This is a genomic window from Streptomyces sp. NPDC096079 (assembly GCF_040303145.1).
In the GTDB taxonomy this organism is placed as follows: domain Bacteria; phylum Actinomycetota; class Actinomycetes; order Streptomycetales; family Streptomycetaceae; genus Streptomyces.
The window spans coordinates 94,594-118,467 of record NZ_JBEOST010000011.1 but is presented as its reverse complement, the minus strand read 5'-3'; the positions used below and the strand labels follow the sequence as shown (position 1 = coordinate 118,467).

At 72.2% G+C, this 23,874-nt stretch carries 25 protein-coding genes; 24 read left to right on the top strand and 1 reads right to left on the bottom strand.

The features are described 5' to 3' along the window. Nucleotides 1-17 precede the first annotated feature (17 nt). The 14 genes from rimM to ABTY59_RS22630 all read left to right on the top strand — a co-directional run bounded on the left by rimM (nt 18) and on the right by ABTY59_RS22630 (nt 11,731). Nucleotides 18-596 carry a ribosome maturation factor RimM gene (rimM, locus tag ABTY59_RS22695; protein ID WP_352020835.1) on the top strand — a complete coding sequence of 193 codons (579 nt, stop codon included), beginning with the start codon at nt 18-20 and terminating at the stop codon, nt 594-596. Continuing rightward, a complete protein-coding gene (gene trmD, locus ABTY59_RS22690; RefSeq protein ID WP_352020834.1) occupies nt 593-1,414 on the top strand; it encodes a tRNA (guanosine(37)-N1)-methyltransferase TrmD in 822 nt (273 codons plus the stop codon). The genes rimM and trmD overlap by 4 nt, the downstream gene beginning before the upstream one ends. 127 nt (nt 1,415-1,541) lie before the next feature. Next, the gene (gene rplS / locus ABTY59_RS22685; protein ID WP_015036473.1) at nt 1,542-1,892 is read left to right on the top strand and encodes a 50S ribosomal protein L19; all 351 of its coding nucleotides are present in this window, start codon (nt 1,542-1,544) and stop codon (nt 1,890-1,892) included. A 69-nt stretch (nt 1,893-1,961) separates the two neighbouring features. Next, nucleotides 1,962-2,783 (top strand): signal peptidase I, encoded by an 822-nt coding sequence (gene lepB / locus ABTY59_RS22680; protein WP_352020833.1) that lies wholly within the window; start codon nt 1,962-1,964, stop codon nt 2,781-2,783. Then, nucleotides 2,776-3,801 carry a signal peptidase I gene (lepB, locus tag ABTY59_RS22675; protein ID WP_352020832.1) on the top strand — a complete coding sequence of 342 codons (1,026 nt, stop codon included), beginning with the start codon at nt 2,776-2,778 and terminating at the stop codon, nt 3,799-3,801. Before lepB (ABTY59_RS22680) ends, lepB (ABTY59_RS22675) begins: the two co-directional genes overlap by 8 nt. Continuing rightward, entirely contained in the window at nt 3,734-4,669 is a 936-nt protein-coding gene (gene lepB, locus ABTY59_RS22670; protein ID WP_352020941.1) for a signal peptidase I, read from the top strand. The genes lepB (ABTY59_RS22675) and lepB (ABTY59_RS22670) overlap by 68 nt, the downstream gene beginning before the upstream one ends. Before the next feature lie 74 nt (nt 4,670-4,743). Then, entirely contained in the window at nt 4,744-5,514 is a 771-nt protein-coding gene (gene lepB / locus ABTY59_RS22665; RefSeq protein WP_352020831.1) for a signal peptidase I, read from the top strand. Beyond that, nucleotides 5,511-6,071: an NUDIX hydrolase gene (locus tag ABTY59_RS22660; RefSeq protein WP_352020830.1), complete on the top strand. Its 561-nt coding sequence runs from the start codon at nt 5,511-5,513 to the stop codon at nt 6,069-6,071. The genes lepB (ABTY59_RS22665) and ABTY59_RS22660 overlap by 4 nt, the downstream gene beginning before the upstream one ends. 55 nt (nt 6,072-6,126) lie before the next feature. Next, the gene (locus ABTY59_RS22655) at nt 6,127-6,435 is read left to right on the top strand and encodes a DUF2469 domain-containing protein (RefSeq protein ID WP_005311352.1); all 309 of its coding nucleotides are present in this window, start codon (nt 6,127-6,129) and stop codon (nt 6,433-6,435) included. Between the two features lie 131 nt (nt 6,436-6,566). Beyond that, complete coding sequence (locus ABTY59_RS22650; protein WP_352020829.1) at nt 6,567-6,932, top strand: YraN family protein; 366 nt, start codon at nt 6,567-6,569, stop codon at nt 6,930-6,932. After that, nucleotides 6,932-8,545 carry a YifB family Mg chelatase-like AAA ATPase gene (locus tag ABTY59_RS22645; RefSeq protein WP_352020828.1) on the top strand — a complete coding sequence of 538 codons (1,614 nt, stop codon included), beginning with the start codon at nt 6,932-6,934 and terminating at the stop codon, nt 8,543-8,545. The genes ABTY59_RS22650 and ABTY59_RS22645 overlap by 1 nt, the downstream gene beginning before the upstream one ends. Before the next feature lie 260 nt (nt 8,546-8,805). Then, a complete protein-coding gene (gene dprA, locus ABTY59_RS22640; RefSeq protein WP_352020827.1) occupies nt 8,806-10,035 on the top strand; it encodes a DNA-processing protein DprA in 1,230 nt (409 codons plus the stop codon). A 239-nt stretch (nt 10,036-10,274) separates the two neighbouring features. Beyond that, nucleotides 10,275-11,111 carry an RNA polymerase sigma factor WhiG gene (gene whiG, locus ABTY59_RS22635; RefSeq protein ID WP_352020826.1) on the top strand — a complete coding sequence of 279 codons (837 nt, stop codon included), beginning with the start codon at nt 10,275-10,277 and terminating at the stop codon, nt 11,109-11,111. 53 nt (nt 11,112-11,164) lie between these two features. Then, on the top strand, nt 11,165-11,731 hold the full coding sequence (locus ABTY59_RS22630; RefSeq protein WP_352020940.1) for a TetR/AcrR family transcriptional regulator: 567 nt from the start codon (nt 11,165-11,167) through the stop codon (nt 11,729-11,731). An 18-nt stretch (nt 11,732-11,749) separates the two neighbouring features. Here ABTY59_RS22630 and ABTY59_RS22625 read toward each other — a convergent pair whose 3' ends face one another. Beyond that, nucleotides 11,750-12,226 carry a M23 family metallopeptidase gene (locus ABTY59_RS22625; protein WP_352020825.1) on the bottom strand — a complete coding sequence of 159 codons (477 nt, stop codon included), beginning with the start codon at nt 12,224-12,226 and terminating at the stop codon, nt 11,750-11,752. Nucleotides 12,227-12,482: 256 nt separating this feature from the next. On the opposite strand from ABTY59_RS22625, the gene rpsB reads away from it, so the two are divergent. From rpsB to ABTY59_RS22575, 10 genes are all read left to right on the top strand, one after another. Beyond that, nucleotides 12,483-13,370 (top strand): 30S ribosomal protein S2, encoded by an 888-nt coding sequence (gene rpsB / locus ABTY59_RS22620; protein WP_352020824.1) that lies wholly within the window; start codon nt 12,483-12,485, stop codon nt 13,368-13,370. A 102-nt stretch (nt 13,371-13,472) separates the two neighbouring features. Beyond that, nucleotides 13,473-14,309 (top strand): translation elongation factor Ts, encoded by an 837-nt coding sequence (gene tsf, locus ABTY59_RS22615; RefSeq protein WP_352020823.1) that lies wholly within the window; start codon nt 13,473-13,475, stop codon nt 14,307-14,309. Nucleotides 14,310-14,472: 163 nt separating this feature from the next. After that, nucleotides 14,473-15,237 (top strand): UMP kinase, encoded by a 765-nt coding sequence (gene pyrH, locus ABTY59_RS22610; RefSeq protein WP_352020822.1) that lies wholly within the window; start codon nt 14,473-14,475, stop codon nt 15,235-15,237. A 94-nt stretch (nt 15,238-15,331) separates the two neighbouring features. Next, a complete protein-coding gene (frr, locus tag ABTY59_RS22605) occupies nt 15,332-15,889 on the top strand; it encodes a ribosome recycling factor (protein ID WP_026057589.1) in 558 nt (185 codons plus the stop codon). After that, a complete protein-coding gene (locus ABTY59_RS22600; RefSeq protein WP_352020821.1) occupies nt 15,889-16,992 on the top strand; it encodes a phosphatidate cytidylyltransferase in 1,104 nt (367 codons plus the stop codon). The genes frr and ABTY59_RS22600 overlap by 1 nt, the downstream gene beginning before the upstream one ends. A gap of 126 nt (nt 16,993-17,118) precedes the next feature. After that, nucleotides 17,119-18,630, top strand: a complete 1,512-nt coding sequence (locus tag ABTY59_RS22595; protein WP_352020820.1) for an MFS transporter — start codon at nt 17,119-17,121, stop codon at nt 18,628-18,630. A 60-nt stretch (nt 18,631-18,690) separates the two neighbouring features. Then, nucleotides 18,691-19,797, top strand: a complete 1,107-nt coding sequence (gene rlmN / locus ABTY59_RS22590; RefSeq protein WP_352020819.1) for a dual-specificity RNA methyltransferase RlmN — start codon at nt 18,691-18,693, stop codon at nt 19,795-19,797. 215 nt (nt 19,798-20,012) lie between these two features. Continuing rightward, nucleotides 20,013-21,107 (top strand): thiamine ABC transporter substrate-binding protein, encoded by a 1,095-nt coding sequence (locus ABTY59_RS22585; RefSeq protein WP_352020818.1) that lies wholly within the window; start codon nt 20,013-20,015, stop codon nt 21,105-21,107. 53 nt (nt 21,108-21,160) lie between these two features. After that, nucleotides 21,161-22,774: an ABC transporter permease gene (locus tag ABTY59_RS22580; protein ID WP_352020939.1), complete on the top strand. Its 1,614-nt coding sequence runs from the start codon at nt 21,161-21,163 to the stop codon at nt 22,772-22,774. Continuing rightward, nucleotides 22,774-23,799 carry an ABC transporter ATP-binding protein gene (locus tag ABTY59_RS22575; protein ID WP_352020817.1) on the top strand — a complete coding sequence of 342 codons (1,026 nt, stop codon included), beginning with the start codon at nt 22,774-22,776 and terminating at the stop codon, nt 23,797-23,799. Before ABTY59_RS22580 ends, ABTY59_RS22575 begins: the two co-directional genes overlap by 1 nt. Nucleotides 23,800-23,874 lie beyond the last annotated feature (75 nt).

The window sequence follows — 23,874 nt, the reverse complement described above, 5'->3', positions numbered from 1 at the left end:
CAGGAGAGTGTGGAGCAGTGCAGTTGGTAGTCGCGCGGATCGGCCGCGCCCACGGGATCAAGGGCGAGGTCACCGTCGAGGTGCGGACGGACGAGCCCGAGCTCCGGCTCGGCCCCGGTGCCGTACTGCTCACCGACCCGGCCTCCGCCGGGCCACTGACCATCGAGAGCGGCCGCGTCCACAGCGGCCGGCTGTTGCTGCGCTTCGAGGGCGTCCGGGACCGCACCGGCGCCGAGGCCCTGCGCAACATCCTCCTCATCGCCGAGATCGACCCCACGGAGCTGCCGGAGGAGGAGGACGAGTACTACGACCACCAGCTGATCGACCTCGACGTCGTCCTCGCCGACGGCACCGAGATCGGGCGGATCACCGAGATCTCCCACCTGCCGTCCCAGGACCTCTTCATCGTCGAGTGCCCCGACGGCACCGAGCTGATGATCCCCTTCGTCGGGGAGATCGTCACCGAGATCGACCTGGAGGAGCAGCGGGCCGTGATCGACCCGCCGCCCGGTCTGATCGACGACCGCGCCGAGATCGTCTCCTCCCGGGACGACGGCGACGCGTCCGGCGACCAGTCCGCCGGGGAGACGGCATGAGGCTCGACGTCGTCACGATCTTCCCCGAGTACCTGGAACCGCTGAACGTCTCGCTCGTCGGCAAGGCACGCGCGCGCGGACAGCTGGACGTCCATGTGCACCACCTGCGCGACTGGACGTACGACCGGCACAACACGGTCGACGACACGCCCTACGGCGGCGGCCCCGGCATGGTCATGAAGACCGAGCCCTGGGGCGACGCGCTCGACCAGACGCTCGCCGACGGCTACGAGGCCGGCGCGCACGGGCCGGTCCTCGTCGTGCCGACCCCCAGCGGCCGCCCCTTCACCCAGGAGCTCGCCGTCGAGCTCTCCGAGCGGCCCTGGCTGATCTTCACGCCGGCCCGCTACGAGGGCATCGACCGCCGCGTCATGGACGAGTACGCGACCCGCGTGCCCGTCTACGAGGTCTCCATCGGCGACTACGTCCTCGCCGGCGGGGAGGCGGCCGTCCTCGTCGTCACCGAGGCCGTCGCCCGCCTGCTGCCCGGCGTCCTCGGCAACGCCGAGTCGCACCGGGACGACTCCTTCGCCCCGGGCGCCATGGCCAACCTCCTGGAGGGCCCCGTCTACACCAAGCCCCCCGAGTGGCGCGGCCGGGGCATCCCCGACGTGCTGCTCAGCGGGCACCACGGCAAGATCGCCCGGTGGCGCCGCGACGAGGCCTTCCGCCGCACCGTCGCCAACCGACCCGACCTCATCGAGCGCTGCGACCCCTCGGCCTTCGACAAGAAGGACCGCGAGATCCTCTCGATGCTGGGCTGGGCACCCGAGCCCGGCGGCCGATTTTGGCGCAGGGTCGAGGGCGTGGAAGAATAGGCCGCTGTCGTCCGTCCGGCGCGCGCCCCTGCCACAGGGGGAACGACGCCGCCAGAAACGGACGACGCTCCGAATCATTCGAACGTACCGCTGATGACCTGTGGCATCAGCGAGGAAAGAGACCTCCATGGCCTCCCTGCTCGACCAGGTCAACGCGGGTTCGCTCCGCTCCGACCTCCCCGCCTTCCGTCCCGGCGACACGGTGAACGTCCACGTGCGCGTCATCGAGGGCAACCGCTCCCGTATCCAGCAGTTCAAGGGCGTCGTCATCCGCCGCCAGGGTTCGGGCGTCAGCGAGACCTTCACGGTCCGCAAGGTCTCGTTCTCCGTCGGCGTCGAGCGCACCTTCCCGGTGAACAGCCCGATCTTCGAGAAGATCGAGCTCGTGACCCGCGGTGACGTCCGTCGCGCCAAGCTCTACTACCTCCGTGAGCTGCGCGGCAAGGCCGCCAAGATCAAGGAGAAGCGCGACCGCTGAGCCCCGGCTCCCGGTACGCGTGACGCTTCCGACTCCTCGCACAGGCGGGCCGGATAGGCTTTGCCGGCGATGGACACCGAAGCACACCACACGGAGCGCGACCCCTCTTCCGACACGGATTCGTCCGGTACGGAGGAAGGGTCGCGCTCCGCGCGCGTTTCCGGCGACTCCGTTTCCGGGGACGCCGGCCCCGAGGACCCGGGACGCGGCCCCTCCTGGCGGCGCACGGCCCTGGTGGGCGGCCTCTGCGTCACCTTCCTGCTGTTCCTGAGCCACTTCGTGATCCAGCCGTTCCTGATCCCCAGCGGGTCCATGGAGCCGACGCTCCAGGTCGGCGACCGGATCCTCGTGAACAAGCTGGCGTACCGTTTCGGCAGCCGGCCGGCCCGGGGTGACGTCGTCGTCTTCGACGGCACCGGATCCTTCGTACGGGAGCAGCCCGAGGAGAACCCGGTCACCGGACTCGCGCACGACGCGGCGGCCGCCCTCGGCCTCGCCGAGCCCGACGAGACCGACTTCGTGAAGCGGGTCGTCGGCGTCGGCGGCGACCGGGTCGTCTGCTGCGACAAGGACGGGCGGCTCACCGTCAACGGCGTCCCCGTCCCGGAGCAGTACGTGATGCTCGGCGACCGGCCGTCCAGCGTGCCCTTCGACATCGTCGTCCCGCAGGACCGGCTCTGGGTGATGGGCGACCACCGCAGCCAGTCCAGCGACTCCCGCGACCACCTGGGCGATCCCGGCGGCGGCATGGTCCCCGTCGACAAGGTCGTCGGCCGCGCCGACTGGATCGCCTGGCCCTTCGGCCGCTGGACCACCGTGCCCGGCACCGACGCCTTCGACGCCGTACCGTCCCCGCCGGCCGGCGCGCACGGAGCGGGAGCCCATGGGTAGCCGCGGCCGACCGCCCGGCGGGTCCGCGCACGGCCCCGCCGCGGGCCAGGGTGCCGCCCTGCCCGGCCGGGCCGAGCGCCGCAAGCTGGCCCGCAAGGTCAAGCGGCGCCGGCAGCGCTCCGCGATCCGGGAGATCCCGATCCTGATCACGGTGGCCGTGCTCATCGCGCTCGTCCTCAAGACCTTCCTCGTCCAGGCGTTCGTCATCCCCTCCGGCTCCATGGAGCAGACGATCCGCATCGACGACCGGGTGCTGGTCGACAAGCTCACGCCCTGGTTCGGCGCCCGCCCGCAGCGCGGCGACGTCGTCGTCTTCAAGGACCCCGGCACCTGGCTCCAGCACGAGGCCGCGCCGCCCGCCGACGACCCGATCGGCATCAAGCAGGCCAAGCAGGCGCTGACCTTCATCGGGCTGCTGCCCTCGGCCGACGACCGGGACCTGATCAAGCGGGTCGTCGCCGTCGGCGGCGACACCGTCCGCTGCTGCGGCAAGGACGGACGGATCAGCGTCAACGGCGTGCCGCTCGACGAGCCGTACCTGCATCCCGGGAACCCGCCGTCCACGATCCCCTTCGAGGTGAAGGTCCCGGAGGGCCGGATCTTCGTCCTCGGCGACCACCGCTCCGACTCCGCCGACTCCCGTTTCCACCTCGACGAGGAGGGCCACGGCACCGTCTCGGAGGACCAGGTCGTCGGGCGCGCCGTGGTGATCGCCTGGCCCTTCGGGCACTGGCGCGGCCTGGAGGAGCGCGACGCCTTCTCCGCCGTACCGGACGCCGGGGCGAGGGCCGGGACCGCATCCGATCTGTCGCATAGTGTGTCCCAGCGGAATCTGAACGGATTGCCCGGACTCCCGACCCCTGCGGAACTTCTGCTCGTTATGGGAGTGGTGGGCCTGTCCCTGACCCGGGGCGGGCGTTCGCACGGACTGAGGAGTGGATGTGGGGGATTTGGCCGTCGGCGCACGATCCGGACACGATGGACCGGAGAAGAGGGCCGACGGGGCCTTCGGCGATGACACGACGGGTGACGACGTGACGGGTGACGAGCAGGCGCAGCCGCCGGGCGGCGGCACGCCGGGCGATGACGACGACGAGGCCGCGGGCGGGTCCGGTCAGGGCCCGAAGAAGCCGCGTTCCTTCTGGAAGGAACTGCCCCTCCTCGTCGGCATCGCCCTGGTGCTCGCGCTGCTGATCAAGACCTTCCTGGTGCAGGCGTTCTCGATCCCCTCGGAATCGATGATGAACACCCTCCAGAAGGGCGACCGGGTCCTCGTCGACAAGCTGACCCCCTGGTTCGGCTCCGAGCCCGAGCGCGGAGAGGTCGTCGTCTTCCACGACCCGGGCGGCTGGCTGGAGGGCCAGGAGGCGCCCAAGCCGAACGTCGTGCAGAAGTTCCTCAGCTTCATCGGCCTCATGCCGTCCGCCGAGGAGAAGGACCTCATCAAGCGCGTCATCGCCGTGGGCGGCGACACCGTCTCCTGCAAGGAGGGCGGCAAGGTCGTCCTCAACGGCGTGGCGCTGGACGAGAGCGCGTACCTCGCGCCCGGCGCGGTGCCCTGCCAGGACTCCTTCGGCCCGATCAAGGTCCCCGAGGGCCGCATCTGGGTCATGGGCGACAACCGCCAGAACTCCCTGGACTCCCGCTTCCACCAGCAGCTCCCCGGGGGCGGCACGGTGTCCAACGACGAGGTCGTGGGCCGCGCCGTGGTGATCGCCTGGCCCGTCACCCGCTGGGCCACGCTCCCCGTGCCCGAGGTCTTCGACCAGCCGGCTCTGAACAAGGCCATGGCCGCCGTCCCCGCCGGGGCGGCCGGTCTCGCCGGAGCGCTCCCGATCGTGCTGTGGCGTCGGAAGAAGCAGGCAGCGGGGCATACCGCCGAGTAGCGACCCGCGGGTAGGGTGCCGTCCCGGACCGTCGACAGGACCGCGGTCCGCCGACAGACCTACGGGGTGCGCACATGAGCGGAACCATACGGACCAAGGGCGGCCGCGGCCGCCTCGGCAGCGTGCTGTCGGGGCTGGCCGTGGCCGTCGGCTGTGTGCTCTTCCTCGGCGGGTTCGTCGGGGGAGCACTGCTGTACCAGCCCTTCACGGTCCCCAGCGACTCGATGACCCCGACCCTCGACGTCGGGTCCAAGATCCTCGCCGAGCGGATCGACGGGGACGAGGCGCGGCGCGGCGACGTCGTCGTCTTCCAGGACCCCCTCTGGGGCTCCTCGCCCATGGTCAAGCGGGTCGCCGCCGTCGGCGGCGACACCCTCGCCTGCTGCGACCGGGACGGACGCCTCACCGTGAACGGCACGCCCGTCGTCGAGCCGTACCTGCGGCCCGGACCCGGCGGCCGGACCGTCGCCTCGGGCCAGGACTTCTCCGTCACCGTCCCCGAGGGCAACCTCTTCCTGCTCGGCGACGACCGGAACACCTCGCTCGACTCCCGTACGCACATGGAGGAGGCCGGGCGGGGCTCCGTGCCCCGCTCCGCGGTCATCGGCAGGGTCGACGCCGTCGTCTGGCCGGCCAAGGGCCTCCTGACGCCGCCCGAGGGCTTCGCGGCCCTCCCCGGGGGCGTCTCGCGACCGGGTCCCTTCAACGCGCTCCTCGCGGCCGTCGCGGGCGGCACCGTGCTGATCCTCGCGGGGGCCGCGTACGGGCCGGTGGCGCGCCGCCTGACCGGACGCCGGCCCGCCGGGCCCCGCCGCCCCGGCGCGCGGGAGAAGGTGGGGGCATGACGGACACGGGGAGCCAGGGGGCCGGGCCGCGGCGGGACGCGGCGCAGGGGCCGGGCGGCGAGCCGGCGGGCGTGCCGCGGCGGGTCGCGCGGGTCGTGCTCCTCGACCCCGACGACCGCATCCTGCTCCTGCACGGGTACGAGCCCGACGACCCCGACGACACCTGGTGGTTCACCCCGGGCGGCGGCCTGGAGGGCGACGAGACCCGGGAGGAGGCGGCGCTGCGCGAACTCGCGGAGGAGACCGGCATCACCGAGGTCGACCTCGGTCCGGTGCTCTGGAAGCGGTACTGCTCCTTCCCCTTCGACGGGCGCCGCTGGGACCAGGACGAGTGGTACTACCTGGCCCGCACCCGCAGGACCGAGGCCGCGCCCCGGCCGCGGGCCCTCACGGAACTGGAGACCCGCAGCCTCGCGGGCCTGAGATGGTGGACCTCCGCCGAACTGTCGGCGGCCCGTGAGACGGTGTACCCGACCAGACTCGCCGAGCTGCTCCAGGCGCTGCTCGACGAGGGACCTCCGAGTGCACCGGTGGTTCTCGCCCCGGAAATCGTTTAGGGGCGCGTACGACTGGCGCACAATAGGGGGACGCACGGCTGAAGGGGAACATGCCATGAGCGCCGAGGACCTCGAGAAGTACGAGACCGAGATGGAGCTGAAGCTCTACCGGGAGTACCGCGACGTCGTCGGGCTGTTCAAATACGTGATCGAGACCGAGCGTCGCTTCTACCTCACCAATGACTACGAGATGCAGGTGCACTCGGTGCAGGGCGAGGTCTTCTTCGAGGTCAGCATGGCTGACGCCTGGGTCTGGGACATGTACAGGCCCGCCCGGTTCGTCAAGCAGGTCCGCGTGCTGACTTTCAAGGACGTGAACATCGAGGAGCTCAACAAGAGCGACCTCGAACTTCCCGGCAGCTGACACCTACCCCCGCGCCGCCCGGCCGAACTCACCCGGAGGGGTGACGGGGTTCTCCACAGCCTCAGGGTCGTGCACAGCGCCGCACGCGGTCCGCCGCACTCCGTCACAGTCGGTGACGGAGGTGGTACCGCATGAACAGCACCCAAGCCCTCGGACGGTACGGAGAGGAGCTGGCGACCCGCCGGCTCACCGCGACCGGGATGCGCATCCTCGCCCGCAACTGGCGCTGCGGCCGGAGCGGCGAGATCGACATCGTCGCCCGGGACGGCGACACCCTCGTCATCTGCGAGGTCAAGACCCGGCGCGACGGCGCCTTCGAGCACCCCATGGCCGCCGTCACACCCCGCAAGGCCGAGCGGCTCCGCCGCCTCGCCGCCTGCTGGCTCGACCGCAACGACACCCCGGCCCCCGCCGGCGGCGTCCGCATCGACCTCGTCGGCGTCGTCCTCCCGCGCAAGGGCGCCCCCGTCCTCACCCACGCCCAGGGGGTGGCCTGATGGGATTCGCCCGCACCTGCTCCGTCGCCCTCGTGGGCGTCGAGGGCGTCGTCGTCGAGGTCCAGGCCGACCTCGAACCGGGAGTCGCCGCCTTCACCCTCGTCGGCCTCCCCGACAAGAGCCTCAGCGAGAGCCGCGACCGGGTCCGCGCCGCCGTCGTCAACTCCGGCGCCGAATGGCCCCAGAAGAAGCTGACCGTGGGGCTCAGCCCGGCGTCCGTCCCCAAGGGCGGCTCGGGGTTCGACCTGGCCGTCGCCGCCGCCGTCCTCGGCGCCGCCGAGCGGATCGACCCCCGCGCCATCGCCGACCTCGTCCTCATCGGCGAACTCGGCCTCGACGGGCGCGTCCGGCCCGTCCGCGGCGTCCTGCCCGCGGTCCTCGCCGCCGCCGACGCCGGATACAGCCAAGTCGTCGTCCCGGAGCAGACCGCCGGCGAGGCCTCGCTGGTCCCCGGCGTCTCCGTCCTCGGCGTCCGGACCCTGCGCCAGCTGATCGCCGTCCTCGCCGACGAACCCGTCCCCGACGAGGAGGCCGACGAGGAAGGGAGGCCCGACGCGATGCTCGCCGGACTCCTCGTCCCCGGCGCGGGCATCGGCACCGGACTCACCGCCGGACCCGCCGAGGGACCCGACCTCGCCGACGTCGCCGGCCAGCAGCGGGCCCGCCTCGCCCTGGAGGTCGCCGCCGCGGGCAGCCACCACCTGCTGCTCTCCGGCCCACCCGGCGCGGGCAAGACCATGCTGGCCGAGCGGCTCCCCGGCATCCTCCCGCCCCTCACCCGACAGGAATCCCTGGAAGTCACCGCCGTCCACTCCGTCGCGGGCATCCTCCCGCCCGGCGAACCCCTCGTCCGCCGCGCCCCCTACTGCGCACCCCACCACTCCGCCACCATGCAGTCCCTCGTCGGCGGGGGGAACGGTCTCCCCAGGCCCGGCGCCGTCTCCCTGGCCCACCGCGGAGTGCTGTTCCTCGACGAGGCCCCGGAGTTCTCCGGCAAGGCGCTCGACGCGCTCCGCCAGCCCCTCGAATCCGGACACGTCGTCATCGCCCGCGCCGCCGGGGTCGTCCGCCTCCCCGCCCGCTTCCTCCTCGCCCTCGCCGCCAACCCCTGCCCCTGCGGGCGCCACACCCTGAGCGGCGCCGGCTGCGAGTGCCCCGCCTCCGTCGTCCGCCGCTACCAGGCGAGGCTCTCCGGACCCCTGCTCGACCGCGTCGACCTCCGCGTCGAGGCCGAACCCGTCACCCGCGCCGACCTCCTCGGCCAGGGCGGCCGGGGCGAGACCACCGCCACCGTCGCCGCCCGCGTCCACGAGGCCCGCGCCCGGGCCGCCGCGCGCCTCACCGGCACCCCCTGGAGGGTGAACGGCGAGATCCCCGGACACGAGCTCCGCACCCGCCACCTCGCCGCGCCCGGGGCCCTCGCCGCGGCCGAGCGGGACATCGAGCGCGGGCTGCTCACCGCCCGCGGCCTCGACCGCGTGCTCCGCGTCGCCTGGACCGTCGCCGACCTGGCCGGCCACGACCGGCCCGACAGCGAGGACGTCGCCCTCGCCCTCGAACTGCGCACCGGGGTGGCCCGCGGGGTGCCGGTGGGAGCGGGGGAGTACGCATGACCACGACGCCCGAACCCACGAAGCCCGAACCCGCCGCACCCGGACCTGCCACGCCGGGACCTGCCGCACTCGGACCCGCCGCACCCGGACCCGCCGCACCCGGACCTGCCACGCCCGGACCTGCCACGCCGGGACCTGCCGCACTCGGACCTGCCACGCCGGGACCTGCCGCACTCGGACCTGCCGCACCCGGACCTGCCGCACCCGGACCCGCCGCACTCGGACCTGCCACGCCGGGACCTGTGCGCGGCCCTGACCCTGTGCGCGGCCCTGACCTTGCCCGCACCCCGGGCCCCGCCCGCGACCCCGACCCCGAGCCGACCGGGCGTGGGCGCGAGCCCGGGGGTGAGCGGCTCGCGCGCGCGGCCCTCAGCCGCGCCGTCGAACCCGGCGACGAGCAGGCCGGACGGTGGCTCCGCCAGTACGGCGCCGTCGGCTTCCTCGACCGGCTCCGCCACACCGGGGACGACCGCTCCTCCTTTCCCGGCACCGGAGCCGGACGCCTCGCCTCCTGGCGGCAGCGGGCCGGCGCCGCCCGCCCCGACCACGACCTCGACACCGTCCACCGCCTCGGCGGCCGCTTCCTCGTCCCCGGCGACACCGAATGGCCGCGTCAACTGGACGACCTCGGCGACGCCCGCCCCATCGGGCTCTGGGTCCGCGGCCCGGCGGACCTGCGCACCTGGGCGCTGCGCTCCGTGGCCCTCGTCGGCGCCCGCGCCTGCACCCCCTACGGCGCCCACACCGCGGCCGAGCTCGCCGCGGGCCTCAGCCGTCAGGGCTGGGTCGTCGTCTCCGGAGCCGCCTACGGCATCGACGGCGCCGCCCACCGGGGCGCCCTCGCCGCCGGCGGAGCCACCGTCGCCGTCCTGGCCTGCGGCGTCGACACCGCGTACCCCCGCGGCCACGACCGGCTCATCCGGCGCGTCGCGGAACAGGGTCTCGTCGTTGGAGAGCTGCCCCCCGACAGCCACCCCACCCCCAGCCGCTTCATCCTCCGCAACCGCGTCATCGCGGCCCTCACCCGCGGCACGGTCGTCGTGGAGGCCCAGCACCGCAGCGGCTCCCTCGTCACCGCCCGTGCCGCCGCGCGCCTCGGCCGGCACATCATGGGCGTCCCCGGCCCCGTGACCAGCGCGCTCTCCGCCGGCGTCCATGAACTCCTGCGCGCGGACGCCACCCTCGTCACCGACGCCGACGAGATCGTCGAGCTCGTCGGGGACATCGGCCAGCTCGCCCCGGCGCGCCGCGGCCCCGTGCTGCCCCGCGACCTCCTCGCCCGCGCCACCGCCCACGTCCTCGAAGCCGTCCCCGCCCGCGGCCCCACGCCCACCACCGTCATCGCCCGCCGGGCCGGCACGACCCCCGACGACACCCTCGTCAAGCTGTACGAACTGCACTCGCTCGGCTTCGTCGAACGGCACGGGGAGGGCTGGCAGTTGACGAACACCGCGACAGAAGCGTCGAACGCGCGGCGAGGCGGTGCTTGACCTGGCGCATTCGGGTGAAAAGGTGAAGGCGATGAACAATCGAGTTCTCTCGGCCGCACCCGAGGGGCCGAGACGCGCCACGGCCCGGGTTCGAAGATGTGGCCGACGGCGTCCACCCGGAGCGGCGCGATCCGCGGATGTTCGCGCACCGCGACAGCGCACTCACGCTACGCTCACCAGGATTCCCTCCAGGACAACCGGACCGGCACACTCGAAACCAGAACGGCTCAAGGCGACGCATGCCCCAGCACACCTCCGGGTCTGACCGCGCTGCGGTGCCCCCAGCAGCCCGGGGCACCGTGCGACCGCCCGCACCGACCTCACTCGACGAGCTGTGGCGCTCGTACAAGGACACCGGCGACGAGCGGCTGCGGGAGCAGCTGATCCTCCACTACTCGCCGCTCGTCAAATACGTGGCCGGGCGGGTCAGCGTGGGGCTGCCGTCCAACGTGGAGCAGGCCGACTTCGTCTCCTCCGGGGTCTTCGGCCTCATCGACGCCATCGAGAAGTTCGACGTCGAGCGGGCGATCAAGTTCGAGACGTACGCGATCACCCGCATCCGCGGCGCCATGATCGACGAGCTCCGCGCCCTGGACTGGATCCCCCGCTCCGTCCGCCAGAAGGCGCGCAACGTCGAGCGCGCCTACGCCACCCTCGAAGCCCAGCTCCGGCGGACCCCCTCCGAGAGCGAGGTCGCCGCGGAGATGGAAGTCACGCTGGAGGAACTGCACGCGGTCTTCAGTCAGTTGTCCCTGGCCAACGTGGTCGCCCTGGAGGAGCTGCTGCACGTCGGCGGCGAGGGCGGCGACCGGCTCTCCCTCATGGACACGCTTGAGGACACCGCCGCCGACAACCCCGTCGAGATCGCCGAGGACCGCGAGCTGCGCCGGCTGCTCGCCCGCGCCATCAACACGCTCCCCGAGCGGGAGAAGACCGTCGTCACGCTCTACTACTACGAGGGCCTGACCCTCGCCGAGATCGGCCATGTCCTCGGCGTCACCGAGAGCCGCGTCAGCCAGATCCACACCAAGTCCGTCCTCCAGCTCCGCGCCAAACTGGCCGACGTCGGCCGCTGAGGCTTGCGGGCCGGTCGTACAGTGGAGCCGTGCCCAGGATTCGAGCGGCCTCGGTGGCCGAGCACCGGACCATGCAGCGCGGCGCCCTCCTGGACGCCGCGCGTTCCCTGCTGTCCGAGGGCGGTACGGAGGCGCTGACCTTCCCCGCCCTCGCCGAGCGCACGGGCCTCGCCCGCTCGTCGGTCTACGAGTACTTCCGGTCCCGCGCCGCCGTCGTCGAAGAGCTGTGCGCCGTCGACTTCCCGGTCTGGGCCGCCGAGGTCGAGGCCGCCATGGCCGGCGCCGAGACGCCGGACGGCAAGGTCGAGGCGTACGTCCGCACGCAGCTGGAGCTCGTCGGGGACCGACGCCACCGCGCGGTCGTCGCCATCTCGGCGAGCGAACTGGACGACGGCGCCCGGGAGAAGATCCGGGCGGCCCACGGCGGGCTCGTCGCCATGATCGTCGAAGCGCTCGCGGCCCTGGGCCAGCCCCAGCCCCGGCTGGGCGCCATGCTGCTCCAGGGCGTCGTCGACGCCGCCGTCCGCCGCATCGAACTCGGCGCGGCCGAGGACCCGACGGAGATCGCCGAAGCTGCCGTCACGATGGCCCTCCACGGCGTCACGGGCCCCGAGGTCTAGCGCCGGTCCTCTCCGGACTCATCCCGGGCCCCCGTCCAGCGGAAGCAGCCGGGAGGGGCCCCTCCTCGTCAGGAGCAGGGGGTTCAGATACTCCTCTCCCCGCAGCAGGCCCCAGTGGAGGCAGGTCACGGGGCAGTGGGAACCCTGCGCACCCCCCGTACTCTCCGCGACCTCGGCGATCGGCGCGCCCGGTGCGACCCGGGTGCCGGGCGGCACCAGCGGGGTCACCGGGGTGAAGGTCGTGCGGAGCGGGGGAGCGCCCGTGCCCGGCAGGGTGAGGGACACGACGCCGCGGCCGCCCACCGGGCCCGCGAAGGTCACCGTGCCCGCGGCCGGGGCGAGCACCGGGGTGCCCGGGGGCGCGGCGAGGTCCACGCCGCGGTGGCCCGCGGCGTACGGACCGGGCGGGGGCTCCCAGCCGCGGACGATCTCCGGCGGGGGCGGGCCCACCGGCCAGAGCAGGGTCAGGAACGCGAACAGGATCGTCAGACGCATGGGGAAAGCGTTCCCCCGCTGATCGATTCGTTCCGGTAACGGACGGTATCTGTGGACAGTTCGCGGGTTGTGGACAGTGCCGTCACCCGGCGCCCCCGGGGTCCCGTACACTTCCTATGGCGACCCGGGTCACCGGGTCGACTTCGCACGCCCCGCCACCAGTCCTTCTAGGCGGGTGGCAGCGCCTTTCGGTCCTTCGTGGCACGGCGCGCCGGGGCGTCAGGAACACAACCGAGAAACCCAAGGAGATACGGCCATGGCCGTCGTCACGATGCGGGAGCTGCTGGAGAGCGGCGTCCACTTCGGTCACCAGACCCGTCGCTGGAACCCGAAGATGAAGCGCTTCATCTTCACCGAGCGCAACGGCATCTACATCATCGACCTGCTCCAGTCGCTGTCGTACATCGACCGCGCCTACGAGTTCGTCAAGGAGACCGTCGCGCACGGCGGCTCCATCATGTTCGTCGGTACGAAGAAGCAGGCCCAGGAGGCCATCGCCGAGCAGGCGACGCGTGTCGGCATGCCGTACGTCAACCAGCGTTGGCTCGGTGGCATGCTCACCAACTTCTCCACCGTCTACAAGCGTCTGCAGCGCCTCAAGGAGCTCGAGCAGATCGACTTCGAGGACGTCGCCGCCTCGGGTCTCACCAAGAAGGAGCTCCTGGTCCTCTCCCGCGAGAAGGCCAAGCTGGAGAAGACCCTCGGTGGTATCCGCGAGATGCAGAAGGTGCCGAGCGCCGTCTGGATCGTCGACACCAAGAAGGAGCACATCGCCGTCGGTGAGGCGCGCAAGCTCCACATCCCGGTCGTCGCGATCCTCGACACCAACTGCGACCCCGACGAGGTCGACTACAAGATCCCGGGCAACGACGACGCGATCCGCTCCGTCACCCTGCTCACCCGCGTGATCGCCGACGCCGTCGCCGAGGGCCTCATCGCCCGCTCCGGCGCCGCGACCGGCGACTCGAAGCCGGGCGAGAAGGCCCAGGGCGAGCCCCTCGCCGAGTGGGAGCGCGACCTCCTCGAGGGCGAGAAGAAGGCCGACGAGGCTGTCGAGGCGCCCGCCGCCGAGGCCCCCGCCGCCGAGGCCGCTCCGGCCGAGGCCGCCGCCGAGGCTCCGGCCGCGGACGCCGAGCAGGCCTGACCCTTCAGGACCTTCGGGTGACGACGGCGGGGGCCCACGAAGCCCCCGCCGTCCACCCGTGGACCCGCCCGATCTTTCAGACTTCGAGAGAGAAACAGACTCATGGCGAACTACACCGCCGCTGACGTCAAGAAGCTCCGCGAGCTCACCGGCGCCGGCATGATGGACTGCAAGAAGGCCCTGGACGAGGCCGACGGCAACGTCGACAAGGCCGTCGAGGCGCTCCGTATCAAGGGCCAGAAGGGCGTCGCCAAGCGCGAGGGCCGCTCTGCCGAGAACGGTGCCGTGGTCTCCCTCATCGCCGACGACAACACGTCGGGCGTCCTCGTCGAGCTGAAGTGCGAGACGGACTTCGTCGCCAAGGGTGACAAGTTCCAGGCCGTCGCCGCCCAGCTGGCCGAGCACGTCGCCGCCACCGCCCCGGCGGACCTGGAGGCCCTGCTCGCCTCCGAGATCGAGGCCGGCAAGACCGTGCAGGCGTTCGTCGACGAGGCCAACGCCAACCTCGGCGAGAAGATCGTCCTGGACCGCTTCGTGCAGTACGGCGACGGCTTCGTCTTCGCGTACATGCACCGCACGATGCCGGACCTCCCGCCGCAGATCGGTGTCCTCGTCGAGTTCGACAAGGCCGACGCCGACGTCGCCAAGGGCATCGCGCAGCACATCGCCGCCTTCGCGCCGAAGTACCTGACCAAGGAAGACGTTCCGGCCGAGGTCGTCGAGACCGAGCGCCGCGTCGCCGAGGAGACCACCCGCGCCGAGGGCAAGCCCGAGGCCGCGATCGCCAAGATCGTCGAGGGTCGCGTCAACGGCTTCTTCAAGGACGCCACGCTGCTCGGCCAGCCGTACGCCCTTGACAACAAGAAGTCCGTCCAGAAGGTCCTGGACGAGGCCGGTGTCACCCTGAAGCGCTTCACCCGCATCAAGGTCGGCATCTGAGTCCGTACGCGAACGCGACGGACGCCGGACCCCGGTAGGGTCTGAGGCAGTCGTCCGCGCCCGCGCAGGACGACCGCAGATCTGACGAGGAGGCCATTGCCGCACGGGATACCGCGAGGACCCAAGGCAATGGCCTCCTTCGTATGTGCACGAGGAGATCTCCATGAATCAGGGCGCCGTACAGGGCGACGACAACAACGGCAAGAAGGCCGGCCGCTACATGCTGAAGCTGTCCGGAGAAGCCTTCTCCGGCGGTACCGGCCTGGGCGTCGACCCCGATGTCGTGCACGCCATCGCGCGTGAGATCGCGGCGGTCGTCCGCGACGGCGCGGAGATCGCGATCGTGATCGGCGGCGGCAACTTCTTCCGTGGCGCCGAGCTCCAGCAGCGCGGCATGGACCGGGCCCGCTCCGACTACATGGGCATGCTCGGCACCGTGATGAACTGCCTCGCCCTCCAGGACTTCCTGGAGAAGGAGGGCATCGACTCCCGCGTCCAGACCGCCATCACCATGGGCCAGGTCGCCGAGCCGTACATCCCGCTGCGCGCCGTGCGCCACCTGGAGAAGGGCCGCGTGGTCATCTTCGGTGCGGGCATGGGCATGCCGTACTTCTCCACGGACACCACCGCCGCGCAGCGCGCCCTGGAGATCGACGCCGAGGCCCTGCTCATGGGCAAGAACGGCGTGGACGGCGTCTACGACTCCGACCCCAAGCGCAACCCCGACGCGGTCAAGTTCGACGCGCTCGAGTACGGCGAGGTGCTGTCCCGCGACCTCAAGGTCGCCGACGCCACCGCCATCACCCTGTGCCGGGACAACAACCTCCCGATCCTCGTCTTCGAACTGCTCACCGAGGGCAATATCGCTCGCGCGGTGAAGGGTGAGAAGATCGGCACGCTCGTGAGCGACCAGGGCACCCGGGCCTGACCCGAACCGGGGAACCGCCCCGCAAGGGGATGGACAGAGCCCTGCCGGTCGTACACCGTGCAGGACACAACGCGACGACACGCAGGAGCAAGTGGTGATCGAAGAGACCCTCCTCGAGGCCGAGGAGAAGATGGAGAAGGCCGTCGTGGTCGCCAAGGAGGACTTCGCCGCGATCCGCACCGGCCGTGCGCACCCGGCGATGTTCAACAAGATCGTGGCCGACTACTACGGTGCCATCACCCCCATCAACCAGCTGGCGTCCTTCTCCGTCCCGGAGCCGCGCATGGCCGTGGTGACGCCGTTCGACAAGAGCGCGCTGCGCAACATCGAGCAGGCGATCCGGGACTCGGACCTCGGCGTCAACCCGAGCAACGACGGCAACATCATCCGTGTGGTGTTCCCCGAGCTGACCGAGGAGCGCCGCCGGGAGTACATCAAGGTCGCCAAGGGCAAGGCCGAGGACTCGAAGATCTCGATCCGCTCGGTGCGCCGCAAGGCCAAGGAGACCATCGACAAGCTCGTCAAGGACGGCGAGGTCGGCGAGGACGAGGGCCGCCGCGCCGAGAAGGAGCTCGACGACACCACCGCGAAGTACGTCGCGCAGGTGGACGAGCTGCTCAAGCACAAGGAAGCCGAGCTGCTCGAGGTCTGATGAACGACTCTTCCTGGGGGGCCCCGGCCGGTTCCGGCCGCGGGGGACCCGACCAGGGGCCTGCCCCGGCGGGTCCCGCATACGATCGGCATCAGGCGGCGCAGACTCGGCCCATGCCCATCGTGCCCGACGTTCCCGCCGGCGGATTCCAGGACGGTCACGGCCGGGGGGCCGCTCACCCGAGCGGTCCCCTGTTCCGTGACGAGACGCCGCACGAGCACCCGCAGGAGCCCATGCCCAGCCCGACCCCGCCTCCGCCGCCCGCGCCCCCGGCGCCACGGCAGAAGAAGAGCGCCGGGCGCAACCTGGGCGCGGCCATAGGGGTCGGAGTCGGACTGGGCGCCGTCATCATCGCGTCGCTCTACGTCTGGGCGCCCGCGTTCGTCGGTGTGATCGCGATCGCCGTCGTCGTGGGCCTGTGGGAGCTGACCTCCCGTCTCCAGGAGCGCAAGGCGATCAAGGCTCCGCTCGTCCCGCTCGCGGTGGGCGGCGCGGCGATGGTCGTCGCCGGTTACGTCCGGGGTCCCGAGGGGGCCTGGGTGGCGATGGCGCTGACGGCGCTCGCGGTCCTGGTCTGGCGGATGACCGAGCCGCCCGAGGGATACCTCAAGGACGTCACGGCCGGTGTCTTCGCCGCGTTCTACGTGCCGTTCCTGGCGACGTTCGTGGCGATGCTGCTGACCGCGGACGACGGGCCGGAGCGGGTACTGACCTTCCTGATCCTGACGGTGGTCAGCGACACGGGGGCGTACGCGGTCGGCTGGCGCTTCGGCAAGCACAAGCTGGCCCCCAGGATCAGCCCCGGCAAGACCCGTGAGGGTCTGGTCGGCGCGGTCACGTTCGCGATGGCGGCGGGCGCGCTGTGCATGCAGTTCATGATCGACGAGGGCGCCTGGTGGCAGGGCCTCATCCTCGGTCTCGCGGTGGCGGCGAGCGCGACGCTCGGCGACCTCGGCGAGTCCATGATCAAGCGGGACCTGGGCATCAAGGACATGGGCACGCTGCTGCCGGGCCACGGCGGCATCATGGACCGCCTGGACTCCCTGCTGCCGACGGCGCCGGTGGTGTGGCTGCTGCTCGCGCTGTTCGTCGGCACGACCTGATCCGCGGAGCTCGTACGCGAAGGGCCCCCGGCCCGCACCCGAGGTGCGGCCCGGGGGCCCTTCGCATGGGCCGTGGGGGCGACGGCCCGGGCTGCGGGGCGGGGCCGTCCGTGTGAACCTGCCCCTGTGGATGCCCAGGAACACGGGGCGCGAGCCGGAGACGCAGGCCGGTCGGCGCCCCTTCCCGTACTGATCGCGACCTGCGTCTCGACCCTGGTCGTCAACGCGAACACCTCGGCGGTGAGCATCCTGCTCCCGGCGATCAGCGAGGACACCGGCACGTCACTGGACGTCCTCCAGTGGGCCGTCACCGGGTACTCGCTGGTCGGTGCAGCGGTGATCGTCACCTCGGGAGCTCTGGGCGACGTCTTCGGACGCCGGCTGGTCTTCCTCGGCGGCCTGGGGCTCTTCATCGCCTCGTGCGTGCTCATCGCGCTGTCCTCCAGCGGAGCCGGGGTGATCGCGGGCCGGGCGATCCAGGGGGCCTCCGGGGCCACGATCCTGGCCTGCGGAATGAGCCTGCTGTCGGTGTCCAGCTCCGGGGACGGGCAGGTCCGGGCGGTGACGCTGTGGGGCGGCGCGTCGGCGGTGGGTGCCGCGGCCGGGCCGCTCGTCGGCGGCGTACTGGTGGACGGCACGGGATGGCAGGGCCTGTTCTGGATCGACGCGGCGATCGCGCTCGCCTGCGTGCCCGTCACGCTCAGGGGCGTCGCCGAGTCCCGCGATCCCGGGCGCAGCCGCTCGATCGACTTCGCGGGCACCGTGCTGGTCGCCGCCGTCCTGGCCCCGGCGCTGCTCGCGCTCAGCGAGGGGGCCGACTGGGGCTGGACGTCGGCCCGGGTGCTGGGCTGCTTCGCGATCGCGCTGGCGGCGGGCGTGGGCTTCGTCGCGGTGGAGCGGCGGGTGGAGGCACCGCTGATCGACCTGCGGCTCCTGAAGGACCGCGTGCTGATCGGGGCGACGGTCGGGATCCTGCTGAGCGCGGGCGTGATCAACGGTCTGATGTACCTGGTCAGCCTCTACTTCCAGAACCCCGCCACCCTCGCGCTGAGCCCGTTCGAGGCGGGTTTGGCCACTCTGCCCGCGACGGTGGGACTGATCGCCGTCACACCGCTCGTCCCCCGTCTGGTCCAACGGCTCGGCATCGGACCCGTGATCGCGGCCGGCTTCGCGGCGGCGACGGCCGGCTGCGCGCTGCTGGTGTTCGTCGAGGGCGACTGGAAGTACGGGGCGTTCGTCCTGCCGCTCGTCCTCATGGCCGCCGGGCTCGGGCTCGTCAACGGTCCGGCGAGCTCGGCGTCCACGTCGACGGTGTCGCCCGACGACGTCGGAGCGGCCTCGGGCATCTCGAACATGGCGCGCTACATCGGCGCGGCCGCGTTCACGGCGGCCGTGGCGACCGTGAACACGACGGTCGGGGAGTCCCGGCGTTCCGCGGGGGAGGGGACGGCACAGGCCCTGGCGGCGGGCCTGTCCGGCGCGTGCCTGCTGCTCGCGATCGCGTCCGGAGCGGGCATGCTGCTGTCGGCGCTGGCCGTCCGGGCCCGTCGCCGCCGGGCCGGACCCGGCGCCTACGGAGCGGCGGCGGCCTCCCACGCGCACACGGTCCCCGTCGCGGCCCCGGCCGGTGACGAGTGAACCCCCGGCGTGGCTTCGGGCCCCGGGGCACCGGCTTCCGTCTGCGACACTGGTAGCACCATGCCCAAGCCCGGAGAACTCACTTTCGTCGCCCCCCGCGGAGCCAAGAAGCCGCCGCGGCACCTGGCCGACCTCACGCCCGCCGAGCGGAAGGAGGCCGTCGCCGCGATCGGCGAGAAGCCGTTCCGCGCCAAGCAGCTGTCCACGCACTACTTCGCGCGGTACGCGCACGACCCCGCCGAGTGGACCGACATCCCGGCCGCCTCGCGGGAGAAGCTGGCCGGGGAGCTGCTGCCCGACCTGATGTCCGTGGTGCGGCACATCTCGTGCGACGACGACACCACCCGCAAGACCCTGTGGCGGCTGCACGACGGCACGCTCGTGGAGTCGGTGCTCATGCGCTACCCGGACCGGGTGACCATGTGCATCTCCTCGCAGGCCGGCTGCGGGATGAACTGCCCGTTCTGCGCGACCGGGCAGGCGGGTCTCGACCGGAACCTGTCGACCGCCGAGATCGTGCACCAGATCGTCGACGGCATGCGGGCCCTGCGCGACGGCGAGGTGCCCGGAGGACCGGCGCGGCTGTCCAACATCGTGTTCATGGGCATGGGCGAGCCGCTCGCCAACTACAAGCGGGTCGTCGGCTCCATCCGCCGGCTCACGGACCCCGAGCCGGACGGCCTCGGCCTCTCGCAGCGCGGCATCACCGTCTCCACCGTCGGTCTCGTGCCGGCGATGCTGCGCTTCGCCGACGAGGGCTTCAAGTGCCGTCTCGCCGTCTCGCTGCACGCCCCCGACGACGAGCTGCGCGACACCCTCGTGCCGGTCAACACGCGCTGGAAGGTGCGGGAGGTCCTCGACGCGGCCTGGGAGTACGCGGAGAAGTCCGGGCGCCGGATCTCCATCGAGTACGCCCTCATCCGGGACATCAACGACCAGGCCTGGCGTGGTGACCTGCTCGGCAGGCTGCTCAAGGGCAAGCGGGTGCACGTCAACCTGATCCCGCTGAACCCGACGCCCGGTTCGAAGTGGACGGCCTCGCGGCCGGAGGACGAGAAGGCCTTCGTCGAGGCGATCGCCCGGCACGGCGTCCCGGTGACCGTGCGGGACACCCGGGGCCAGGAGATCGACGGTGCCTGTGGACAGCTGGCGGCCGCCGAACGCTGACCTTGTAGTCTGAGGTCGAACACATCTCCATATTCCGACAGGGGAGCGCCACAGCGCTGAGAGTGCGGTAACCGTAGACCGCAGACCCTCTGAACCTCGCCCAGGTCATTCTGGGTAGGAAGTTCGGTCGTAACTCAAGCTGTTGCGCCCTGCCCGCGTCCGCCGGACGTGGGCAGGGCCGCGTCTCTTCCTGGTCATGCCCAGGAGGAAATCCAGTGAGCATCAAGAAGACCGCCGCCGTCGCGCTCGTCGCGGCGCTCGGCGTCACCTGCCTCGCCGCGTGCGGCACCGACGAGGGCGGGAGCGCGGCCGGCAAGACCGACCGGCCGGCGCCGAAGACCGTCACGCTGGTGAGCCACGACTCGTTCAACGCCTCCAAGGAGGTGCTCGCCGACTTCACGAAGCAGACCGGGTTCACGGTCAAGATCCTTAAGAGCGGCGACGCCGGCGAGGCCGTCAACAAGGAGATCCTGACCAAGGGCTCCCCGCAGGGCGACGTCTTCTTCGGCGTCGACAACACGCTGCTGTCCCGCGCCCTCGACAACGGCATCTTCGTCCCGTACGAGGCGAAGGGCCTGGACCGGGTCCCGGCCGCGTACCAGCTCGACAAGGAGCACCGGGTCACCCCGATCGACTCCGGCGACATCTGCGTCAACTACGACAAGAAGTACTTCGCCGACAAGAAGCTGGCGCCGCCGGTGACCTTCGACGACCTCGCGAAGCCCGCGTACAAGGACCTGCTGGTCGTGGAGAACCCCGAGCGGTCCTCCCCGGGTCTCGGCTTCCTCCTCGGGACGGCCGCGAAGTACGGCGACGACGGCTGGCAGGACTACTGGACGAAGCTCAAGGCCAACGGCGTGAAGACCGTCGACAGCTGGGAGCTCGCCTACAACCAGGAGTTCTCCGGCTCGGCCGGCGGCAAGCAGGCCAAGGGCGACCGGCCGCTGGTCGTGTCGTACGCCTCCAGCCCGCCCGTCGAGGTGCTCTACGGCGAGCCGCAGCCGAAGGTGGCGCCCACCGGGGTCTCCACCGGCACCTGCTTCCGGCAGACCGAGTTCGCCGGCCTGCTGAACGGCGCGAAGAACCCCGAGGGCGGCAAGGCGCTGATCGACTTCCTGATCTCCAAGAAGTTCCAGGAGGACATGCCGCTCCAGATGTTCGTCAACCCGGTGGCGAAGGACGCGGCCCTGCCCGAGCTGTTCACGAAGCACGGCGTCGTGATCGACAAGCCGGAGACCATGGCGCCCGAGAAGATCGCCGAGAAGCGTGACCCGTGGATCCAGCAGTGGTCGTCGCTCGTCCTGAAGTGACCCGTCCCGGGGCGACCCGCGACCTCAAGGGGAGCGCGACGCGGCTGGGGCTCATGGTCCTGCCCGTCGCGTTCTTCGGGGTGTTCTTCGCCTGGCCCGTCGTGTCCATCGTGGACCGGGGGCTGCGGCCCGACGGCGCCTGGCGGTTCGGCCGGATCGGCGAGACGCTGACCCGGCCGGACATCCTCGACGTCCTCGGCTTCACCGTGTGGCAGGCGCTCGCCTCCACCGGCCTGACCCTTCTGGTCGCGCTGCCCGGGGCGTACGTCTTCGCCCGCTTCGACTTCCCCGGCAAGGGCGTGCTGCGGGCCGTCGTCACGGTGCCGTTCGTGCTGCCGACCGTCCTCGTCGGCACGGCGTTCCTGGCACTCGTCGGACGGAACGGGCTCACCGACGAGCTGTGGGGGCTGCGGCTCGACACCGGCGTGTGGGCGATCCTCCTCGCGCACGTCTTCTTCAACTACGCCGTCGTCGTCCGGACCGTCGGCGGCCTCTGGTCGCAGCTCGACCCGCGTCAGGAGGAGGCCGCCCGGGTCCTCGGCGCCTCGCGCCTGCGGGCCTGGCGGACGGTGACGCTGCCCGCGCTCGCGCCGTCGGTGGCGGCGGCCGCGCTCATGGTCTTCCTCTTCACCTTCACCTCCTTCGGTGTCGTGCAGATCCTCGGCGGGGACGCGTACTCCACGCTGGAGGCCGAGATCTACCGGCAGACCGCCCGGCTGCTCGACCTGTCCACGGCGGCGGTCCTCACCCTCGTCCAGTTCGTGGCCGTCGGCGCGATCCTCGGGGTGCACGCCTGGACGGTGCGGCGGCGGGAGACCGCGCTGCGGCTCGTGGCGCCCGAGTCGACCGCGCGCCGGCCGCGCGGCGCGGGGCAGTGGGCGCTGCTCGCGGGGGTGCTCCTCTCCGTCGCGCTGCTGATCCTGCTGCCGCTGGGCGTGCTCGTGGAGCGCTCCTTCGCCGGGCCGCACGGCTACGGACTCGGCTACTACCGGGCGCTCGGCTCGCTCGACGAGTCCGGGACCTTCCTCGTCCCGCCGCTGGAGGCGATCGGGAACTCCCTGCGGTACGCGGTGGCCGCCACCGCCCTCGCGGTGCTGATCGGCGGCCTCGCGGCGGCGGCCCTCACCCGGCGGGCCGGACGCCTCACCCGGGGTTTCGACGCGCTCCTGATGCTGCCGCTCGGGGTCTCCGCCGTCACCGTCGGCTTCGGCTTCCTCATCACGCTCGACGAGCCGCCGTTCGACCTGCGGGCCAGCTGGATCCTCGTACCGCTCGCGCAGGCCCTGGTCGGCGTGCCCTTCGTCGTACGGACGATGCTGCCGGTGCTGCGCGCGGTGGACGAGCGGCTGCGGGAGGCGGCGGCCGTGCTCGGCGCCTCGCCGTGGCGGGCCTGGCGGGAGGTGGACCTGCCGCTGGTGCGGCGGGCGCTGCTCATCGCGGCCGGGTTCGCGTTCGCGGTGTCGCTGGGCGAGTTCGGGGCGACCGTCTTCATCGCCCGGCCCGACAGCCCGACGCTGCCGGTGGCGGTGGCCCGGCTGCTCGGCCGGCCCGGCGAGCTCAACTACGGCCAGGCGATGGCCCTCTCGACGATTCTGATGGTGGTGTGCGCGGTGTCCCTGCTGCTGCTCGAACGGCTCCGCACCGACCGGACCTCCGGGGAGTTCTGATGCTTTCGATCGAGGACGCGACCGTACGGTTCGGGGAGCGGGCCGTGCTGGACGCCGTCGACCTGGAGGTCGCCGAGCACGAGATCGTGTGCGTGCTCGGCCCCAGCGGCAGCGGCAAGTCCACGATGCTGCGGTCCGTCGCCGGGCTCCAGGCGCTCGACCGGGGCCGGGTCCTGCTCGGCGGCGCCGACCAGGCGGGGGTGCCGGTGCACCGGCGGGGCGTCGGCCTGATGTTCCAGGACCACCAGCTGTTCCCGCAGCGGGACGTCGCCGGGAACGTCGCCTTCGGGCTCCGGATGCGCGGAGCCCGGAAGGACGAGCGGGCGGAGCGGGTGCGGGAGCTGCTCGACCTCGTCGGCCTCCCCGGGGCCGAGCGGCGGTCCGTCGCCGCGCTCTCCGGCGGCGAGCAGCAGCGGGTGGCGCTGGCCCGCGCGCTCGCGCCCCGGCCCCGGCTGCTGATGCTGGACGAGCCGCTCGGCCAGCTCGACCGGGGGCTGCGGGAGCGGCTCGTGGTGGAGCTGCGGCAGCTCTTCGGGCGGCTCGGGACGACGGTCCTCGCCGTCACCCACGACCAGGGCGAGGCCTTCGCGCTCGCCGACCGGGTCGTGGTCATGCGGGACGGGCGGATCGCCCAGTCGGGGACACCGGTGGACGTGTGGCGGCGGCCCGCGTCGGAGTTCGTGGCCCGGTTCCTCGGCTTCGACAACGTGGTGGCGGCGCGGGTGACGGGCGGCGGCGCGCAGACCGTGTGGGGGAAGGTCCCGGTCCCGGACGGTTCGCCGGAGGGCGAGCGGCGGCTCCTCGTCCGTCCGGGCGGGGTGCGGCTGGTGGCGGAGGGCGGCCCGGTCTGGACGGTGGAGTCCCGGACCTTCCGGGGCAGCCACGTCGTCGTTCGGCTCCGGCCGGCCGAGGGCCCGGCCCTTGAGGCCGAGCTGCCGCTCCGGGAGGCGCCGGAGGAGGGCGCGCGGGTCGGGGTGGAGTTCCGGGTGGAGGACGTGGTGGTGCTGGGGGACGACACCCCGTAGCGGTTGCGATGAGTTTCCCGGGTCGGGGGAGTCTCCTGTTCGTACGGAGACCCGGCGTCTTCGCCGACCACGCGG

Bases quoted from the DNA above. Each gene is read 5' to 3' on its own strand.
- lepB (WP_352020831.1), top strand. From the start codon at position 4,744: ATGAGCGGAACCATACGGACCAAGGGCGGCCGCGGCCGCCTCGGCAGC.
- ABTY59_RS22625 (WP_352020825.1), bottom strand. From the start codon at position 12,226: ATGCGTCTGACGATCCTGTTCGCGTTCCTGACCCTGCTCTGGCCGGTG.
- lepB (WP_352020832.1), top strand. From the start codon at position 2,776: ATGGGTAGCCGCGGCCGACCGCCCGGCGGGTCCGCGCACGGCCCCGCC.
- whiG (WP_352020826.1), top strand. From the start codon at position 10,275: ATGCCCCAGCACACCTCCGGGTCTGACCGCGCTGCGGTGCCCCCAGCA.
- ABTY59_RS22580 (WP_352020939.1), top strand. From the start codon at position 21,161: ATGGTCCTGCCCGTCGCGTTCTTCGGGGTGTTCTTCGCCTGGCCCGTC.
- lepB (WP_352020833.1), top strand. From the start codon at position 1,962: ATGGACACCGAAGCACACCACACGGAGCGCGACCCCTCTTCCGACACG.
- rlmN (WP_352020819.1), top strand. From the start codon at position 18,691: ATGCCCAAGCCCGGAGAACTCACTTTCGTCGCCCCCCGCGGAGCCAAG.
- ABTY59_RS22655 (WP_005311352.1), top strand. From the start codon at position 6,127: ATGAGCGCCGAGGACCTCGAGAAGTACGAGACCGAGATGGAGCTGAAG.
- ABTY59_RS22645 (WP_352020828.1), top strand. From the start codon at position 6,932: ATGGGATTCGCCCGCACCTGCTCCGTCGCCCTCGTGGGCGTCGAGGGC.
- ABTY59_RS22660 (WP_352020830.1), top strand. From the start codon at position 5,511: ATGACGGACACGGGGAGCCAGGGGGCCGGGCCGCGGCGGGACGCGGCG.
- ABTY59_RS22600 (WP_352020821.1), top strand. From the start codon at position 15,889: ATGAACGACTCTTCCTGGGGGGCCCCGGCCGGTTCCGGCCGCGGGGGA.
- ABTY59_RS22650 (WP_352020829.1), top strand. From the start codon at position 6,567: ATGAACAGCACCCAAGCCCTCGGACGGTACGGAGAGGAGCTGGCGACC.
- pyrH (WP_352020822.1), top strand. From the start codon at position 14,473: ATGAATCAGGGCGCCGTACAGGGCGACGACAACAACGGCAAGAAGGCC.
- rplS (WP_015036473.1), top strand. From the start codon at position 1,542: ATGGCCTCCCTGCTCGACCAGGTCAACGCGGGTTCGCTCCGCTCCGAC.
- trmD (WP_352020834.1), top strand. From the start codon at position 593: ATGAGGCTCGACGTCGTCACGATCTTCCCCGAGTACCTGGAACCGCTG.
- ABTY59_RS22575 (WP_352020817.1), top strand. From the start codon at position 22,774: ATGCTTTCGATCGAGGACGCGACCGTACGGTTCGGGGAGCGGGCCGTG.
- tsf (WP_352020823.1), top strand. From the start codon at position 13,473: ATGGCGAACTACACCGCCGCTGACGTCAAGAAGCTCCGCGAGCTCACC.
- rpsB (WP_352020824.1), top strand. From the start codon at position 12,483: ATGGCCGTCGTCACGATGCGGGAGCTGCTGGAGAGCGGCGTCCACTTC.